This window comes from Shewanella sp. ALD9, assembly GCF_002836315.1.
GTDB lineage: Bacteria > Pseudomonadota > Gammaproteobacteria > Enterobacterales > Shewanellaceae > Shewanella.
On sequence record NZ_PJCD01000003.1, the window covers coordinates 865,893 to 881,643 of the forward strand.

Here is a 15,751-nt window from a genome sequence, read left to right on the forward strand (position 1 = left end):
TTTAGAATAGAGATTCTTTCATAAATGTTAGTTGTTTTTATCTATATTACTATGTTCTCAATTACTTATTGAGTAGAGTAGAGTTGATTTGATGTCGTATTCTGAACGATAGATAAAAGTCTAATGCGATTGTTTGAGTGTAGTAATCATCATCGCAATCACAACTAATTTAAAATGGAAAATCATCATGGCATTTAATGATTTATTTAGACTCAGTTCCCACGCTGTTATCACCAATGACGATGGGCAAGTGCTGTTGTTAAAAGCCAATTATGCTGACAAACATTGGGGCTTGCCGGGTGGTGGACTTGACCCTAATGAAACGATTCATCAGACATTACAGCGAGAATGTTTAGAGGAGTTGGGTTGTGAGGTTGATGTGCAATATCTGTCTGGAGTGTATTTTCACAGTGCATATCAGTCGCAAGCGTTTATCTTTCGTTGTCAGTTACCGCAAGGCGCGCAAATACAGCTTAGTGATGAACACAGCGAATATGCTTACGTTGCTGTTGCTGAATTATCGACGATTCAGCAACAGCGGGTGAACGAGTGTTTATCGTTCAGTGGTGTGGTTCGCAGCGCAGCTTTCTAACGCGGCGTTATGCCATGTTGTTAGCATTTGCATGACATCCACAGAGTCACTGAGCTGTACTAAGGGTCTTGGTACTGTGTATTGCTTAGTGTCTAATGCGTTAAGCACAGCTTCAACTTGATAGTAAAAACCATTGCCTTTGGCTTCAACGTCTACTACTTCAACATCTTGTTCATATAACCTAACGGTAAAATGATTACCCTGAGATTCTGGTAACCAAGGGTTTGAGGTGAACTCAATACATCCTAAGCTGCCCAAGATAGTAAAGCCTGCGTGCAGACCATAGTCTTCAGCGGTGTGAAGATGACATTGCACACCATTGCTGTAACCGACGATGGCAGTCGATTCGCAAATATTACCGTCTTGACCACGTCTTCCGGTCGCTTCTATGTGGTATTGCTGGCTCAGCTCGGTGCCAAATTGTTGCTGCATCACTAGCTGCATTAATGATGCAGGGTAACAACCTAGGTTAAATAATGCCCCAAGGCTGGCAGGGTTAACAAACTGGCTAATGGCAGCGCAATATTGGCCGCGGATACTTTTAACTTCACCTATTACACCACTTGCTAGCGTTTTGCTTAGCTGTTGCATAAATGGGTGAGCTAAATACATTAAGCCTTCAAGGAAAAACACCTTGTTTTGAGCTACTGCCGCAAGACTTTCGATGGTTTTTGGCATATCTACGGACAGTGATTTTTCACATAAAATCGCTTTGCCAGCATCAGCAGCTTTTACCACGTATTCATGATGTAAGTGATTTGGCAGGGCAATGTATATAACATCGACTTCAGGGTTGTTGATTAACGCATCAAAATTAGTAAATTGATGTGGAATTTGATACTGATTCGCAAACTCTGCCAATGTTGTGGTGTTGCGCCCTGCAACGCCATAAATTGTACTTTGACCTTGTGCTTTAATCGCATCGGCCATTACACCAGAGATAAAACTGGTGCCTAATATTGCCCACTTAATTGATCCAGACATTCATTATCCCTCAGTGGTTAATAGTTGATAGTCAAACGCTTGCTGTAGATCGGTTAATGCCGATTTGATAAATGCTTGGGTATGATCGGCTGCAAAGTGGGCATCAAACGCAGCTTGGTCATCATAACGTTCCCAAAAAACAAACTGTTTAGGGTTCGTTTTATTTTGCAGCGCCATTGCAAGCGAACAGCCTGGTTCGCTATTCATATCCACACAAAATTGACGGACAGCTGCGATTCCCTGTGCTAATGGCACTTGGTCTTTAATGTGAATTTCGGCGGTGATGAACACGCCTTGTTGATCCAGTTTGTTATCCATATCGACCCCTTAATAATAATGGGTCATCGTAAACCAGTTCGGCGCAAGGCAAAATGGTTTGATGGTGTTTACAGAAAACACCATAGGTTTATAATTAACACTGGTTTGATGCAGGATTAGGGATATTCAGTGGATAAATTAACCGCGATGCAGGTGTTTAGTCATGTGGCTGAGCAGGGCAACTATGGCACAGCTGCGCATAAATTTAATATCAGCCGGACTATGGTCAGTAAACACATTAATCAGTTAGAGGCCTACCTTGGAATTAAGCTGATTAACCGTACCACCCGCCAGCAAGAACTCACTGAGTCTGGGTTAGTGTATTATCAAGAATGTAAAACGATTTTAGCGTCTATTACAGAAGCTGAAAATACCTTACAGACGATGACAGGCACGCCGCGAGGTAGTATTAGAATTAATGCGCCTGTCAGCTTTGGTAATACCGTGTTAGCACCGATAGTGAATCAATTTTTACTGCAATATCCTCAAATTGATGTGGAATTACGCCTTGATAATCATCTCATCGATCCTATTCACAATAATGTGGATTTAGTGGTGAGAATAGGTGCGTTGGATGATTCGGCGTTAATTGGACGCCATATTATGAATTATGAAATGCAATTTTGTGCGTCATCGCAGTACTTAGCACAACATCCAGTAATACAATCGCGTGACGATTTACGCCACCATCAGTGTCTGGGCTTCAGCTATTCTACCAATGGGTCATTGTCTATTGCACATCAACAAATTTTTGGTAAACGTCATTTCAGATTATTATCAAACAGCGGTGTGGTACTCACACGGGCAGCCATTGATGGCTTAGGGGTTATTTTACAACCGACTATTGTCGTGAGTGAGGCGATAGCTGCGGGCTTACTGGTGAATATTGATTGTTTAATCCCGCCAGAAGCCATGCCAATTCACTTACTGTATAAAGACAAAAACCTGCCGCTTAAAACCAGAGCATTAATTGATTTTATTGTGGAGCAATTAGCCTAACGGTTGGTATCTAATGGCTCCTTTAATGGCATTATTAATCGTATTAATATTGTTTATAAGATCCAACAAAAATATGTTTGATGTTGCCTGTTTGTTAGACAAAAAGTACATCAGAGGCTAATCTAATATCAAACAATTCGATTGAGTATTTACTATTCGCTTCTTAATGATCTTTTTATTCTTTTATAGTTTTCACGTTACAAGTAAACCTATTGAATTATCAGATGTTGTTGAAGAGTTATTCATTAACGAACACGTCAGTATTCTGCAGGTTGCGAGTGATGATGTTTCGTTTGAGAATGCGTTTATCCAATACCAGCAAGGACAGTTTGCGCCAAATATTGACGGAAAAGTCAGTTTTGGTTTTACTCATGATGTACTTTGGGTGTCTGCGTTGATTAATAATTCAACAAAAAAACCACTGAAAAAGTTTTTTTATCTCGACTCTGCTTGGTTAGATCACGCAGATTTCTATTTTATTCGACAGAGTCAGGTAATAGACAAAGCATTTACGGGTGACGCCATCCCCTTTAGCCTGCGAACAAATCAAACTCGAATGGTAGCTCAACCGCATGTATTTAAACCCGGTATAACTCAGGTGTTAATGCGGTTTGAGTCAAAAGACCCTTTGTTGATCCCACTGTATTTAACGACCGAAGAAATCATTCAAAGTAATTTAGAAGTGACGAATTATTTTTATGGTTTTTTATACGGCGCTTTTTTTATCTTATTCGTTTATAACATTGTGCTTTCTGTAAGCTTAAAAGACAGTAGCTATATATATTATTCTTTGTATTTATTGTCATTTTTAAGTTTAAATATCGCTTACACGGGCCATGGTTTTAAAGTTATCTGGCCAGAAAATTTGTTTGTGCAGCGCTGGGCAATGATACTTTTTTTATATTGTTACATCATTTTCGGTATCGCGTTTTGCTTTGAGTTCCTTAAATTAAAAGTCTATTTACCTAACGTATATCGTTTTAATAAAACGATATACGCCTGTCTGGTGTTGTTAGTTGTGTCGCTGTTTATATACGCAGATCAATTACTCGCCGTTAATGTTGGTGTGGCATTGACTTCATTATTAGTCGTTATTTTTATTAGCTTAGGTTTTTTAGCCTTAAGAAATGGCCATGCAATGGTCAAATTTTTTATCCCTGCGGTATTTTTAGGTGCGGGTGGTGCAGCCCTTTCTGCCGCAACAACTTGGGGTGCTATTCCGTATAACACGATGTTATTTCACAGTATTGAAGTAGGCATGCTGATTGAAATGTTTATTTTAGCCTTGGCGTTAGCGTTTAATTTAAAACAAGTTGATAAAGCGCGGATTACAGCCGAAGTCATCGCGCAAGTAGATCATTTAACCGGGTTATATAATCGTCGTGCTTTTATTGTCAATGCCAGTCCTCTGTGGGATCTTGGCATGAGAGAACAAAAAACATTTTCGATGATCCTGTTAGATATCGATTGGTTTAAAACAATAAACGATGATTATGGTCATGCTGTAGGTGATGCCACCCTTAAAAGTATTGCCGATACACTAAAGCAACATATTAGAAATAGTGACGTGTTAGCGCGTTGGGGTGGAGAAGAATTTATTATTTTTTTACCTAATACCGACAAATTAGCGGCTATTCAACTGGCTAATTTTATTCGTAAAAAAATTGAAAAAATGGTTGTGTTACATGATGGCTGTTCGTTATCAATAACCGCAAGCTTTGGTGTTGCAGAGTGTAATAATCAAATGACAAAATTAGAAGACCTCACCAAAATTGCCGATATAGCATTATACAGAGCTAAAAATAGTGGACGTAATATTGTCTGTGAAATACCGGAAAATTTAACAAGCATAGATCGAGTTGTAGGGCAAAGTCAGCCAATCAGTTAGGTTGCGGTTAGGCTCACTGATCATGAAGTCTGTTTCGCTTCATCATGCTAAAATGCCCCGCTGTAGTATATTGATATTATTTTTTAATCATGCCCTTAAGTACAATATTGTCATAAGTGACAAAACCTAAAATCTCACCCGCTTCAATCACCGGCGCTTTATTGATATTAAAACGTTCAAAAAGTCGAGCCGTGTAGCGTACGTCCATATCAGCAGACAATGAAAGCACTGGCTTTATCATGATTTCGTAAATGTTGGTACGCTCTGGTGACTTGTCTTTGGCTAACACTTTGCGGGCGATATCGCTCATGAGTACCATGCCGAATTCGTCATGCTCATTGCGTTTATTTACCACTAATATATTCACGTTATTGCTAATGGCTTCTTGGATCGCTTCGGCCACTGTGTGCATACCATCAACCATGACGTACTGGTTATTCATGACGTCGCGGTTACGTATAGGGGTTGTGCTACTCATATTTGATCCTCAATGTCTTTACTCAACTTTTGAACCTGATGGGCCACACCAACGGCATCCTCAACATCAATTTGTATCGCAATACCTTTGCCTGAATTAGTGTCAAATTCACCTACATTTGAAATGGTTTCGAGAATGTTGCGGCTCATGTGTTCTTCTACCAACCATAAAATCACATCACGCTGAACATCTAAGGTAAGCCCCATAAAGGTTTTCTTTTTTTCTAAGCCTTCACCGCGAGCATGATTAATTACCGTGGCACCCGTTGCACCTGCAACACGCGCTGCATCAAGTACCTTATCGGTACAGTCATCGTCGACAAAGGCGACAATTAATTTAAAGCGCATAGGTTACTCCTTAGTGGCTTTTCGTTTGGATAAATAGTCAACCGCTTGGGCGTACCCCATTACAGTGATCATCGGAAATAAACTGGCAAAGGCAATCAAGCCAAAGCCATCAATTAATGGATTGCGGCCTTCAACATTGGTGGCAAGCCCAAGTCCTAATGCCGCGACTAACGGTACCGTTACCGTTGAGGTGGTTACGCCACCAGAGTCATAAGCTAAAGGGACAATCATTTTGGGGGCATAAAAGGTTTGAATGACCACCACAACATAGCCGGCCATAATGTAATAGTGAATGGGATCACCAACAACAATACGAAAACAGCCTAACGTAATCCCAATCGCCACGCCAAATGCCACTGACATTCGCAGACCTTGAATGCCAATGGTGCCACCAGAGACTTGGTTGGCTTTGATGGCCACTGCAATTAATGACGGTTCTGCGATGGTGGTGCTAAAACCGATTGCGGCGGCAAACACATAAACCCAAAAGTAGTCTTGCCAAATATACGGCTCATTGCCACCATCAGGGTGTAAAAACTCGCTGGTGGTCAATTGATTGGCCATGCTCTCACCGATAGGGAATAGCGCCAATTGTAAACCCACGAGAAAGAAGGTGAGGCCAATAATGACATAAACAAATCCAAGCAATACTTTACGCCATTGGTTTATTGGGCGTTTAAGCACTCCCAGCTGAAAGCCAAATAGAATTATCGCAATAGGTATGACATCACGAGCAGTCAGTAATAAAGTACTAATCAGTTCATTTAGCAAAACCACTCCTCATTTTATTGGCGATAGCGATCACTGCAAAAACACCATGCCGTATAGCAATACAAAAATCATTGGACTAAGACTGGCAAAAGCAATTAATCCAAAGCCATCTACCATTGGATTACGACCTTTAATGACGCTTGCCAGGCCGACCCCTAGTGCAGTGACTAAAGGCACAGTAATGGTCGATGTGGTGACGCCACCAGAATCATAAGCGATACCAATAATGTTGGCTGGTGCAAAGCTGGTGAGGATCATCACCAACACGTAACCGCCAATAATGAGGTAATGGATTGGCCATCCCTTAAGAATACGAATGACCCCAAGTAAAATGGCCAGACCAACCGAGATAGCGACGGTTAATCGTAAGCCCATTGCATAGGAGCTCATGGCTTGTTGGTTTGACTCTATCGCACCAGCATTCGCGGCAACCTGTGCCGCTTCGTTTGCAACAGCCGTAAGAGCAGGTTCCGCTAATGTGGTGCCAAAACCTAACGAGAATGAGAAAATAACTAACCAAAACACACTGCCTTTTCGTGCTAATGCTTCAGCCAGTGATTCGCCAATCGGAAATAAACCCATTTCCAAACCAAATACAAAAAAGGTCAGTCCCAATACAATAAACACCACACCCACAAGAATAGATCCAAGTTGTGCAGGCGCTTGATGAAGCACAAATATTTCAAAAAAACTGACCACTAAGATAATGGGTATAAGGTCTTTGAAGCTGCTTAACATCGCTTGGAGCAATTTGATGATGGCTGACATCTTAGCTCCTGTAATGGTTTCGCTGACATAAATAGCCAGCAACTAAATTAGTGTGCCTATGGAACAATATTTCACAACATATTGTTTACAATTATTTGCAGTAAGTTGACGTAGGTCATAAAAATGGGTAAAAGTGGAGGGCTGTTTATTAAAATATTACTCGACCAGTATTTTGCGAAGTGCGAGAAAAGGTTAAGGATAAAATCAAAAAGGATTTAGAACGTTATGAAGACACTTTTACGCTTATCGATAGCAGCGGCTTTTATGAGCCAACTTGCTTATGCTGAACCAGCAAATACAGAAGCTTTTTCACACGCTTACCAGCAATACAATGTTTCTGTTGAAAACCACAACAACCAAGATACGCTGAAATATGCGCAGCAAGCCTATGAGTTAGGTCAAATTAAATTCGGTCACGACAGCTTTGATAGCGCTAAGTTAGCCATTAATTATGCAAATGCGGTAATGGTTGAACCTAAGAAAAAGAATCAAGGCCGTGTTATTGAAGATGAAGCGACGCTTAAGGCGCATCAATTATTTACTTCTGCATTAGCTGTATACCGTGAAAACGTGACCGATAATGGTATCGAGTTAATCGATCCTTTGATTGGGTTAGCTGAATCGACAACAGATGATAAATACGCGAAAACGTTATTATTTGAAGCAATAGAGATTGCAGAAAAAGCTGACAATGAGTTAACGGTTGCCGAAGTAAAACTCATTACGTTTCATCGCTTATCGCATACCGAGTATTATACCCGCACAGTGAGAACTTTGGCGTTTGACGCTTACGATATTTATACCAGTAAGTTACCAGAAGATGCCATTAAACGAGTTGATGCTACTTACCTCGTTGCTGCGTTATATGATTCCATGGGTAAGCCAAGTCAAGCAATTACAAATTTAGTTGAAGTTATCAAACAATATCAGGCATTACCTTATAGTCATCCTTATGAACTTCGTGCGCATGCCTTGTTAGTGAAACTGTATGAGCAAAAAGGCCTAGGAGATAAAGCCACTGAGCATTGTATTGCGATTGGTAAAATGACGCCATGGAATGACCAACAAGAACAAACCCCGTTATTTAGAAAACCACCAAAATACCCGCAATCATATGCCCAAAGAAGAAAATCTGGTTGGGTGCAAGTTGAGTTTACAGTTGATGAAAATGGTTTTGTTAAATCACCTGAGATCATTGACTCTAAAGGTGGCACCCAGTTTGAAAAAGAATCGATAGAAGCGCTTAGTCAATGGCGTTATGCGCCTAAATTTGTTGATGGTAAGCCAACAGAAGCAAAATCTACCGTTCAGCTTGATTTCACCATAGGTTAATACCTAAGCCAGCTTGTGTTATACCAATCTCATTGGTTATGTTTAACTTAAGTTAACCAATACAAGCTGAGCATGCCAACACATACAACAACGAAGCTAGTTTCGATTAGGAACTGGCTTTTTTGTAGCTGTTTTTTACCTTGATTTAAAATAGTCACCAATTGGTTTTGTTTGTAAATACGGCAAGAGACTAATTCTGTTTGTGGATCGACTATTAATTGAAAACGACACTTTTTGCCATTATTAAGCAGTACATCATGCATGCTTTGTAAACCAAAGTTGAACTTGCGTGACACCACTTTGCCATTAATAAATACTCGTTCTAGTCCGCACCAATTACTCGCTTGCAACTCAATGTTGTCTTGATTGAGGTGGTATGTAAACTTAATCATAATGCTGTCCTTATCACATGATAGCCACGAGCCCTGTGTCTAATAAAAGCAGAGTAATGTGACATTTTCCAGCATATAAATATGAACAATTTACGAAATGAAGCTATCTAGTTGGCAAGCTTAGTAATATTTATTTTTTGGAAGAGCTATTGCCAAAATATGATTTTTCGGCATTTAAATATTAGCGGTTGATGATAAATGAAGCAGGGTTGTATTGTCGGAATATACGGATAATATACGGAACTTATACATGAGTATTCGATCAAAAGAACAGATCAAAAGAACAGTTCAAAAATACAGTAGTAACAGGCAGACTATTTTTTGTTAACGATTAAATAGATGAAAAGCAGACCATTTACTTCACGTAATAGGCCTTCAATAGATCTTTCCAAGTAATAATGCCCACGATGGTGTTGTTGTCTAATACCGGTAAACACCCTATATCGTGGTCTAAAATAAGTCTGGTTGCTTGGTTGATATCGCAATGAGGAGCAATAGTGAATGGATTGTGAGTCATGACTTGATGAACCCTTTTATGCAGGGTTTCAGTGTCTCTAATTAATTCAGCAGCGGTACCGATATTAGGACTGAGTGCCCGTAGAAAGTCCCGATGAGACAATATGCCACTCAATTGCTCGTTATCAACCACGAGTAGATGATGAAAGCTGACATTGTCAAAAATTTCTTTGGCCAGTGTCAGCCGGTCATCCATCTCTATGGTAACCACTCGCGTAGTCATGATGTCCGCGACACAGAGATGTTTAGTCGGGTTATCAGGTAATGTCTCTGTCAACAATTCAGTAGCAGTTGTCATAAGCGATTCTCCACGTATTTATTCTTTTATATCAGATAAATATCAGTGTAACAATCATTTAACGGCCAATGACAACGACTTACTCACGTTATAAGCTTGTATCTGGTCAAGATGCAATTTTGTTTTCAGGTAAATGACCAGCCAAGTATTTTTGATATTTTATCGGCTTTAACTGATGAATATCGACTAACACTAAACCATCGATACAGTCACCAAACTCTGCATCAATACCAAAGTCGAGAAACTGTACGCCATTGTTGTCGCACAATTCGCCATATTGCTTAAATAACGTCGGTACTGATACACCCATATTCGATAGCGTCCGTTTGAGTATTTTAAAGTTCTCAGCATAGTCATCGCCATTAAATAACTGATGCAATTGATGCTGACGTTCGTCGGTGAATTGATATGAATTAAATGAAGTCGCTAAAACGTGTTTGGTGGCAAAATGATTTTGGTAAAAAAACACCAGCATCTCTTTGGCGGGGACAGGTAGACTATCGCTTAGCGACACAGGCCCAAAGAGGTAACGATACTGTGGGTTTTTAATTAAAAATGCACCAATACCTTGCCACAAATATTCTAAACTACGGCGGCCCCAATATTTAGGTTGCACAAAGCTGCGGCCAAGTTCGAGTCCTTGGTCAAAATAGGGAGCAAACGCATCGTGGTATTCAAATAGTGATTGGCTATACAGCGCATTTTCACCAATGGATTCGTGGAGCATTTTGGCACTGGCAAAACGATAGGCACCCACAATCTCTAATTCGTCTTTATCCCATAATACTAAATGAAAATAGTGATTATCATATTTATCGGTATCGCGACGTTTACCGGTACCTTCGCCCACGGCTCTGAAGGCGATTTCACGAAGCCGGCCAATCTCACGCATAATAGGACTGCTGTGAGTATGCTTGTATAAATAGATTTGTTTATTGTCTTGGGTTTTACCGAGCAATTCGCATTGTTGTAATGCTTGTTGTAGCTCACTGCGTTTTTCAGGATGAGCAATGGCATTTTGGGTAATGAATAACGGACTGCGATTTTTACCAATGCGATATAAATGATTTTTAAGCAGATTCACTTTAGTTTTAAGCGGAAAGTCTTGAGTGCTGACAACTTCTTTTGCTATTAATTGGCCAATCCGCACTGGCATCACATGATCCATTTGTTTAAACATTTCTTTGACCAGCAATAACGTCGCTAATGGTTTGTAAATCATTGAAGCACCATAAAATGTAGCGGAGTTCTTTGCATCAACATACATAGGTAAAAGCGGCGCATTACAGGCGCGAGCCATTTTTAAAAATCCGCTGTGCCAATGTAAGTCAGTGACACCCGTAGGGCGTAAACGCGATACTTCACCTGAGGGGAAAATCAATACCGCACCTTCATTTTTGAGGTGATGATGAATTTCATTTAAGTGCTGTTTCGGTGTTCCACCAGTCATGTTACGTACTGGCAATAAAATGGAATGAAGCGGTTTAATGGCCATTAGTAATTCATTGGCAACGACCTTGATGTCTGGTCTCACCTGACTAATCAGTTTGATTAATGCCAGCGCATCAAGTGAACCGATAGGGTGATTGGCGTAGATCACCACTCGACCTTCAATGGGAATATTTTCAATTTCGTTATTGGGGACGCTGTAACTGAAATTCAAACAGGCAAGAATTTGTTCAACAAAATCGACCCCGGATAAATGCGCATGTTCGTTGGCAATGTCATTACACTGCTTTTCATGAAGCAAGTAACGCAACATGGCTTTAGTCGGCACGGCTAACCAAGGCTTGTTATGCACATTTGGCAGGTTTTTTTCGACCATATTATCAACAGTAAATATCATATTTTAGCCTTATTTATGCAACGTGCTGTTTTTGGGGCGTGATGATTGATGTAGCCTCTGAACTGCCAAAATCAATCGTGTTTACTGCTGTAGCTTGCAACGTTTGTTCATCCCACTTAAGCAACTGCACATCTCCAGATTCTGTCTCTGCTATGAGAGTACAATTTTCAACCCAATCACCATCATTTGCGTAAGTGATGATGTGGTTATTAATCGTATGCTGTGATAATTCTGGCTGATGAATATGGCCACATATCACCATGTCGACTTGTTTTTTAATGGCATAGCGCAGTACGGCATCTCGGTATTGGTTAATGGCTTGCTGAGCTTTGTTGACGCGGAGTTTTATGTAGCTGGCTAGTGACCAATATGGATATCCTAGGCGGCTTCTTACTCTGTGTAACTGACGATTTAGCCACAACAACACATCATATAAATGGTCGCCTAATTTTGCGTAGGTACGACTAACACATACTTGTGAGTCAAATTGATCGCCATGAAGTATTAAAAAACGTTTACCACTCAGAGACTGATGAATATGCTGTTTAACGAGGGTAATACCTCTGAAATGACTGTCGGCATAATCTTTGAAAGCCTCATCATGATTACCTGGTATGTAAATAACTTGGGTGCCACTACTGGCCAGTTCGAGGATTTTTTGTATCACTTTATTGTGGCTGTCGGGCCAATAAACACGTTTTTTCAGTGCCCAGATATCGACAATGTCACCGACTAAATACAAGTATTGGCATTGGCTATGATTGAGGAAATGTAATAAAAAGTCTGCTTTACAATCAATGCTGCCTAGATGAACATCCGATATCCACAACGCATGAAAATGCTGAATTTTGTCACTATGCGTTAAGTGAGATAAAGGTTGCCGTTGTTGATTGCTTTTTTTGCTGTGTGAGATCATCCGTCATTCACCCTAATACACAGATTGCGTCAGTGTTGATGTAGAGTAGGGCAGTTATTTGACGCTAAGGTGAACGATTTGTTGCAACTTGATGAACCCGTAACCAGCAATATCTGGAGGGAAGAGTAATAAAAAAGGAAATGCACAGGCATTTCCTTTTAGCTTTTTTTATAAAGTTATGTTTATAAATTGATTTTTATAAATGCATGTTTATAAAGTTATATTAAGGGATTCAAAAGCCTTAATATCAAGCTGATTAACTATCTTGCGGCATCAATAATTGCTTTAGCCATTTCATCGGCTACAGAACCGGTAGTGCGGTTCTCGCTATCAGCACGTTCAAAAATAGTCAGCAGGGTATTGTAAATCTGCTCAACCTTGGCGGTAGAGGCTGCAGCGTCATAGTTTTTCTCAAATGACACATTGATAATACCGCCAGCATTAATCACATAATCTGGCGCGTACAGAATACCCATTTGCTTGAGTTTTTCACCGTGGCGAACTTCAGCTAACTGGTTATTGGCACAACCGGCAACAATGGTCGCTTTTAGTAATGGCAAGGTTGTGTCGTTAAGTGTTGCACCTAATGCACAAGGCGCATAGACATCAACATCCTGGGTATAGATATCTTGTGGAGCAACAACGGTTGCACCAAATTCGGTTGCAACACGGTCAAGCGAGGCTTGATGAATGTCGGTAACAATGAGTTCAGCGCCTGCATCATGTAAATGCTTACACAAGTAATAACCAACGTGTCCCACGCCTTGCACAGAGACTTTAATTCCCTTTAGGCTATCAATGCCGCGTTGATGTTTTACGGCGGCTTTAATGCCAAGGTACGTGCCTAACGCGGTAAGTGGCGATGGATCGCCTGATTTACCTTCAAGTCCAGCAACAAATTCAGTTTCACGACTGGCTATCATGATGTCTGATGTCGATACGCCAACGTCTTCTGCAGAATAATATTTGCCACCTAAACTGTTCACAAAGCGCCCAAATGCAAGGAATAACGCTTCGCGGTCGGTTGTTTTAGGATCGGCGATGATCACTGCTTTACCGCCACCCATGGTGAGACCGGCTAACGCATTTTTATAAGTCATTCCACGAGAAAGACGTAATACGTCTGTTAAGGCTTCATCATCCGATTGATAGTTCCACATACGACAACCACCTACGGCAGGGCCTAGGTTAGTGTTATGGACTGCAATTATGGCTTTTAAACCACTTTGTTTATCATGACAAAAGACCACTTGTTCGTGTTCATCGAACGAAACATGATTAAAAACTGCCACGTGACATCTCCGCTTGCTAGCTTGTTAAAGTAAAGTTCTCACACCTTCTGTTAATTGAGTACAAAAGGCGCAAACGACTGCTTGTTATATTTATTGCAGCACGATAGCATTTAGCGATACTCTCAACAAAGCATGATTTAGTTATTTTTGTCATTGATGTGGAAATTTAGCTTGCCACCTTACGTAAACGTAAAGTAACGTATGTTGCATCAGTGTTTTTGAGATTGAATATCAGGTTGCATTTTTGTTCTAACCTGTAATATAACAATAAGATAGGAAGTATTATGACTGAAGAAGTAGCAGAGCCGGTTGCACAGCCAACACCAGAGCCTGAGGCATTAAGACAAGAGTGGGTTCGTACTCAATTTCAAAAGGCGAACCGTTTTTTGGCTGAGAAAGGGGTGATCCCAAGTAAAGTACTTGCTGACGAAAGCCGTTATCTTGCTCCTTATTTAGCCATTTGGAAGATGGAATCGAAGCAACCTAAAAAACAAACATTTTGGGTAATGTCTGGTGATTTACCTTCGGATTATGTTGATGTGAAAGTCGCGGCAACAGCTCGTGATGCGATTAGACATTTTTCAATGATGTGGCAACTTAAAGCAGAGAACTTGCACAAGTCGGGTGTAACCAAAGATCCTACTCAACTTAAGTTTGCACAATTATTGGTGTCGCGAGCAGAAAGCTTATATAAAATGAATCAAGATGAGAAACTGTGGGGGTAATGCCCTAAGCCACTAGTAACTTGACGTAATAAACATAAAAAAGGCACTCACAGTGCCTTTTTTTATTATCTTGAGCTTGATGGATCATATCGATGAGCTCTTGTTGATAGCCGCCATCAAGCTCAGTGACTTATATGCTAATGATTACTCGCAATCGTCTTCGGCTAAATAGAATAACCCTTGATTGAGTAATTCGGTTAGAACATCCATTGCCGCTGGGTTGGCTGTGAATAAACCAGCCTCTTCAGGCGTGATCCTTACCTGGTTAGCCAATAGTTGTAACATGTCATTTGTAACATTAGTAAAGGTGTACACTTCACCATTAATAAACAAACGCTGCTCATTATCATTTTCTAACTGCAATACTTTCAAACCACCAATGCGTTGAATTATCGCGCCTTGCTCAATCGCTTCCAATAACTCATCGGCCGTTAATGGCTCTTCGCCTTCACAGATATCAAGTTCGAAACGATTTTGACTCAGTAGCTTACCTAGCATGGTTTGATAGCTGGCTGGATCTTGAGCCAATTGGGTCAATAAATCCATAATACCCTGCTGGTGTGATTGGCTAATCATCCCTGGTGTTGCTGGCTCATCCACAGAATTAAAACGTTTTTGGCCTTGGTTGCTGTCGATTAAACTATCCGCGAGTTCAGTTAATAGTTCTTGTTGACTAGGCGCTCTAAAACCAATCGAATATGACAAGGCGAGCGATAGTGTTTCGCCGCAATGTGGGTATCCTGGTGGAATGTAGAGCACGTCGCCTTTTTGCAATACCACATCGATAATCGGTTCAAAGTCGTCAACTAGCGGTGAGTTAGGGTTATCGCCGCGACGTTTATGTTGACCCTTGTCGCCCACTTTCCAACGACGTTCGCCATCACCTTGAATGATAAACACATCGTAGTTATCGATATGCGGCCCAACACCACCACCTGGCGTGGCAAATGATGCCATTAGGTCATCAAAGCGCCAGTCTGGTAAAAATCGAAATGCTTCGACTAAAGCTTGTGAGTCAGGGTACCAATGGTTGACGGCTTGAACTAATAGCTGCCAGTTGTCTTCACCAAATTGGTCGTAGTCTTCAAATGGACCTTGAACCACGTCCCAGTCATCACCTTTTGTGACCACAACGCGTGATGATATTTCTTCTTCACAGGCTAGGCCGGCAAGTTCATCTGCTGCGATAGGATCTTCAAAGTCGACAAAAGCCTGTTTGATAACAAGTGGTTTTTGCTGCCAATGCTGTTTAATAAAGGCTTGGGTATCAATATTTAATGTGTACATCA

General features: G+C 40.7%; 17 protein-coding genes. 5 read left to right on the plus strand and 12 right to left on the minus strand.

Annotation, left to right across the window (positions count from 1 at the left end; genetic code table 11):
* Positions 1-187: 187 nt before the first annotated feature.
* On the plus strand, positions 188-592 hold the full coding sequence (locus CXF88_RS11390; protein WP_101086940.1) for an NUDIX domain-containing protein: 405 nt from the start codon (positions 188-190) through the stop codon (positions 590-592).
* Here CXF88_RS11390 and CXF88_RS11395 read toward each other — a convergent pair.
* On the minus strand, positions 554-1,576 hold the full coding sequence (locus CXF88_RS11395; protein WP_197708433.1) for a Gfo/Idh/MocA family oxidoreductase: 1,023 nt from the start codon (positions 1,574-1,576) through the stop codon (positions 554-556). The two genes, CXF88_RS11390 and CXF88_RS11395, sit on opposite strands and share 39 nt — an antisense overlap.
* 3 nt (positions 1,577-1,579) lie before the next feature.
* Positions 1,580-1,894, minus strand: a complete 315-nt coding sequence (locus CXF88_RS11400) for an antibiotic biosynthesis monooxygenase (RefSeq protein ID WP_242445139.1) — start codon at positions 1,892-1,894, stop codon at positions 1,580-1,582.
* A 129-nt stretch (positions 1,895-2,023) separates the two neighbouring features.
* Here CXF88_RS11400 and CXF88_RS11405 point away from each other — a divergent pair, with 129 nt between their 5' ends.
* Together CXF88_RS11405 and CXF88_RS11410 are read left to right on the plus strand one after the other, a co-directional pair.
* Complete coding sequence (locus CXF88_RS11405; RefSeq protein ID WP_101086941.1) at positions 2,024-2,893, plus strand: LysR family transcriptional regulator; 870 nt, start codon at positions 2,024-2,026, stop codon at positions 2,891-2,893.
* Between the two features lie 166 nt (positions 2,894-3,059).
* Positions 3,060-4,781, plus strand: a complete 1,722-nt coding sequence (locus CXF88_RS11410; protein ID WP_101086942.1) for a diguanylate cyclase — start codon at positions 3,060-3,062, stop codon at positions 4,779-4,781.
* Between the two features lie 76 nt (positions 4,782-4,857).
* Here CXF88_RS11410 and CXF88_RS11415 read toward each other — a convergent pair whose 3' ends face one another.
* Genes CXF88_RS11415 through CXF88_RS11430 form a run of 4 tightly spaced genes read right to left on the minus strand, consistent with a single transcriptional unit; the run spans position 4,858 to position 7,145 of the window.
* The gene (locus CXF88_RS11415; protein ID WP_101086943.1) at positions 4,858-5,259 is read right to left on the minus strand and encodes a CBS domain-containing protein; all 402 of its coding nucleotides are present in this window, start codon (positions 5,257-5,259) and stop codon (positions 4,858-4,860) included.
* Entirely contained in the window at positions 5,256-5,606 is a 351-nt protein-coding gene (locus CXF88_RS11420; RefSeq protein ID WP_011637728.1) for a P-II family nitrogen regulator, read from the minus strand. Before CXF88_RS11420 ends, CXF88_RS11415 begins: the two co-directional genes overlap by 4 nt.
* A gap of 3 nt (positions 5,607-5,609) precedes the next feature.
* Positions 5,610-6,383 (minus strand): DUF1538 domain-containing protein, encoded by a 774-nt coding sequence (locus CXF88_RS11425; RefSeq protein ID WP_101086944.1) that lies wholly within the window; start codon positions 6,381-6,383, stop codon positions 5,610-5,612.
* Between the two features lie 24 nt (positions 6,384-6,407).
* Positions 6,408-7,145, minus strand: coding sequence for a DUF1538 domain-containing protein (locus CXF88_RS11430; RefSeq protein WP_101086945.1), 738 nt, complete (start codon positions 7,143-7,145; stop codon positions 6,408-6,410).
* Positions 7,146-7,370: 225 nt separating this feature from the next.
* On the opposite strand from CXF88_RS11430, the gene CXF88_RS11435 reads away from it, so the two are divergent.
* Positions 7,371-8,477 carry an energy transducer TonB gene (locus tag CXF88_RS11435; protein ID WP_101086946.1) on the plus strand — a complete coding sequence of 369 codons (1,107 nt, stop codon included), beginning with the start codon at positions 7,371-7,373 and terminating at the stop codon, positions 8,475-8,477.
* Positions 8,478-8,524: 47 nt separating this feature from the next.
* Here the strand turns inward: CXF88_RS11435 and CXF88_RS11440 are convergent, their stop codons facing one another.
* From CXF88_RS11440 to CXF88_RS11460, 5 genes are all read right to left on the minus strand, one after another.
* Entirely contained in the window at positions 8,525-8,869 is a 345-nt protein-coding gene (locus CXF88_RS11440) for a hypothetical protein (protein WP_101086947.1), read from the minus strand.
* 355 nt (positions 8,870-9,224) lie between these two features.
* On the minus strand, positions 9,225-9,683 hold the full coding sequence (locus tag CXF88_RS11445) for a CBS domain-containing protein (protein WP_101086948.1): 459 nt from the start codon (positions 9,681-9,683) through the stop codon (positions 9,225-9,227).
* 106 nt (positions 9,684-9,789) lie between these two features.
* Complete coding sequence (locus tag CXF88_RS11450) at positions 9,790-11,529, minus strand: lysophospholipid acyltransferase family protein (protein WP_101086949.1); 1,740 nt, start codon at positions 11,527-11,529, stop codon at positions 9,790-9,792.
* A gap of 13 nt (positions 11,530-11,542) precedes the next feature.
* The gene (locus tag CXF88_RS11455) at positions 11,543-12,445 is read right to left on the minus strand and encodes a UDP-2,3-diacylglucosamine diphosphatase (RefSeq protein ID WP_101086950.1); all 903 of its coding nucleotides are present in this window, start codon (positions 12,443-12,445) and stop codon (positions 11,543-11,545) included.
* A 260-nt stretch (positions 12,446-12,705) separates the two neighbouring features.
* On the minus strand, positions 12,706-13,737 hold the full coding sequence (locus CXF88_RS11460) for a Glu/Leu/Phe/Val dehydrogenase dimerization domain-containing protein (protein WP_101086951.1): 1,032 nt from the start codon (positions 13,735-13,737) through the stop codon (positions 12,706-12,708).
* Positions 13,738-14,021: 284 nt separating this feature from the next.
* Here CXF88_RS11460 and CXF88_RS11465 point away from each other — a divergent pair, with 284 nt between their 5' ends.
* On the plus strand, positions 14,022-14,462 hold the full coding sequence (locus CXF88_RS11465; RefSeq protein ID WP_101086952.1) for a DUF4826 family protein: 441 nt from the start codon (positions 14,022-14,024) through the stop codon (positions 14,460-14,462).
* A gap of 144 nt (positions 14,463-14,606) precedes the next feature.
* Here the strand turns inward: CXF88_RS11465 and CXF88_RS11470 are convergent, their stop codons facing one another.
* Positions 14,607-15,749 (minus strand): cupin domain-containing protein, encoded by a 1,143-nt coding sequence (locus CXF88_RS11470; protein WP_101086953.1) that lies wholly within the window; start codon positions 15,747-15,749, stop codon positions 14,607-14,609.
* Between the last annotated feature and the right edge of the window lie 2 nt (positions 15,750-15,751).

What these genes read in the sequence shown, in the direction of transcription:
- CXF88_RS11390 (WP_101086940.1), top strand. Translation starts at nt 188, where the DNA reads ATGGCATTTAATGATTTATTTAGACTCAGTTCCCACGCTGTTATCACC.
- CXF88_RS11395 (WP_197708433.1), bottom strand. Translation starts at nt 1,576, where the DNA reads ATGTCTGGATCAATTAAGTGGGCAATATTAGGCACCAGTTTTATCTCT.
- CXF88_RS11400 (WP_242445139.1), bottom strand. Translation starts at nt 1,894, where the DNA reads ATGGATAACAAACTGGATCAACAAGGCGTGTTCATCACCGCCGAAATT.
- CXF88_RS11410 (WP_101086942.1), top strand. Translation starts at nt 3,060, where the DNA reads ATGATCTTTTTATTCTTTTATAGTTTTCACGTTACAAGTAAACCTATT.
- CXF88_RS11415 (WP_101086943.1), bottom strand. Translation starts at nt 5,259, where the DNA reads ATGAGTAGCACAACCCCTATACGTAACCGCGACGTCATGAATAACCAG.
- CXF88_RS11420 (WP_011637728.1), bottom strand. Translation starts at nt 5,606, where the DNA reads ATGCGCTTTAAATTAATTGTCGCCTTTGTCGACGATGACTGTACCGAT.
- CXF88_RS11430 (WP_101086945.1), bottom strand. Translation starts at nt 7,145, where the DNA reads ATGTCAGCCATCATCAAATTGCTCCAAGCGATGTTAAGCAGCTTCAAA.
- CXF88_RS11435 (WP_101086946.1), top strand. Translation starts at nt 7,371, where the DNA reads ATGAAGACACTTTTACGCTTATCGATAGCAGCGGCTTTTATGAGCCAA.
- CXF88_RS11440 (WP_101086947.1), bottom strand. Translation starts at nt 8,869, where the DNA reads ATGATTAAGTTTACATACCACCTCAATCAAGACAACATTGAGTTGCAA.
- CXF88_RS11445 (WP_101086948.1), bottom strand. Translation starts at nt 9,683, where the DNA reads ATGACAACTGCTACTGAATTGTTGACAGAGACATTACCTGATAACCCG.
- CXF88_RS11450 (WP_101086949.1), bottom strand. Translation starts at nt 11,529, where the DNA reads ATGATATTTACTGTTGATAATATGGTCGAAAAAAACCTGCCAAATGTG.
- CXF88_RS11455 (WP_101086950.1), bottom strand. Translation starts at nt 12,445, where the DNA reads ATGATCTCACACAGCAAAAAAAGCAATCAACAACGGCAACCTTTATCT.
- CXF88_RS11465 (WP_101086952.1), top strand. Translation starts at nt 14,022, where the DNA reads ATGACTGAAGAAGTAGCAGAGCCGGTTGCACAGCCAACACCAGAGCCT.
- CXF88_RS11470 (WP_101086953.1), bottom strand. Translation starts at nt 15,749, where the DNA reads ATGTACACATTAAATATTGATACCCAAGCCTTTATTAAACAGCATTGG.